Annotated in this window: 2 protein-coding genes; one reads left to right on the top strand and one right to left on the bottom strand. The window is 41.9% G+C overall.

Features of this window, described 5'->3' with window-relative positions:
* The first annotated feature begins 10 nt into the window (after positions 1-10).
* Positions 11-544, top strand: a complete 534-nt coding sequence (locus tag NJ959_RS29595) for a DUF192 domain-containing protein (RefSeq protein WP_373693743.1) — start codon at positions 11-13, stop codon at positions 542-544.
* 108 nt (positions 545-652) lie between these two features.
* Here NJ959_RS29595 and NJ959_RS29590 read toward each other — a convergent pair whose 3' ends face one another.
* A complete protein-coding gene (locus NJ959_RS29590) occupies positions 653-1,144 on the bottom strand; it encodes a DUF29 domain-containing protein (RefSeq protein WP_254015338.1) in 492 nt (163 codons plus the stop codon).
* Positions 1,145-1,348: the final 204 nt, after the last annotated feature.

The following is a 1,348-nucleotide window of genomic DNA, read 5'->3' as shown; positions in this document are numbered from 1 at the left end:
GAAGTCTCTCATCCGTTTAGCAGGAATAACCCTCACTATTTTCCTGATTGCCTGTTCTGCATCAGTTCCAGTCAAAGTTGCTTCTTCAACACCGTTAAAATCTGGCGAAGAGCTACCAGCACCCCCATCAGTATCACCATCACCCTTAAACTCAGGTCAAATGTTACCGATTTCGGCAGAAGCTCAAATGGGAAATCAGCAGATTCTATTGGAAGTGGCTCGCACTCCTCAAGAGCAGCAAATAGGATTGATGTATCGAACATCTCTACCAGATGACAGAGGTATGTTATTTCCCTTTAATCCAGCACAAGCTGTGAGCTTTTGGATGAAAAATGTGAAAATATCTTTAGATATGGTATTTTTGCGGGATGGTGAAGTTAAAGCGATCGCATCCAATGTCCCTGGTTGTACCTCAAGCCCTTGTCCTACTTACGGTCCAGGAGTCGCCATCGATCAAGTAATTGAATTACGCGGTGGCAGAGCAGCCCAATTAGGTCTTAAAGTTGGCGATCGCGTTAATATAAAATTCTTAGATCGGAATTAAACTCATAACTTGCACCAGTTGTAATAAGTGGAAAAACCTAACCCCCCAGCCCCCTTCCCTTCAAGGGAAGGGGGAGCAAGAAATAAGGAAACAAAACATCTACTCCACTTAACTTACTAACTCGCTCGTCTGCCCAGGATAAAAACAATTATCTAAAATTTCCGTTAAACTATATCGACATATCTTGGGGAAAGTTTCCTCTGGTAAATCCGTTTCTCCCATAGCTAAATCCCTGCCATTTTCGTAAGCCTCTGACACTATATCCTCAAGGAAAGATTTTAAACTTGGGTTATCTTTCAGTAACCGTAAAGTATCGCGACGCTGCACCCGAATAGTAGCTAGCCAACTACGACTACGACATTGTGACTGGTACTCCCATTTCAGCAAATGTCCAATCAGTATACTCAATCGATTTCGTAATTCTTGGCGTTGCTGTTTCCCCAAAGATTCAATCTCCTCAATTAGATTGAGTAAATCAAGCTGATTCCACTGATGTTGGCCCAGTAAAGACACTTGTTTCTCAGTCCAAGCGTAGAAATCTGTTTCATATAGGTTTTGTGTGGCTATTGCTCTTTGGCTATTCGTTTGTGGCACAACCATAAAGATTTTATCACCTCAATTTCCCAATTAGACATCTCCGAACAAGAATCTCAAACCCTTATTTTATAGGACTTACCTAATGTTTTTGAATGTAGGGTGTGTTAGCGTAGCGTAACACACCCATATATAGTATTACTGCGTAAGTCCTCTTTGTGACATCTCCTACACCAACCTGAGTACAGGTATGGTGTAGGCTTCCAAACC

The organism is Limnofasciculus baicalensis BBK-W-15 (assembly GCF_024178385.1).
Lineage (GTDB): Bacteria > Cyanobacteriota > Cyanobacteriia > Cyanobacteriales > Coleofasciculaceae > Limnofasciculus > Limnofasciculus baicalensis.
Note: the sequence above shows the minus strand (reverse complement) of the source record. Positions and strands in the feature narration are given on the sequence as shown.

Bases quoted from the DNA above. Each gene is read 5' to 3' on its own strand.
- NJ959_RS29590 (WP_254015338.1), bottom strand. From the start codon at position 1,144: ATGGTTGTGCCACAAACGAATAGCCAAAGAGCAATAGCCACACAAAAC.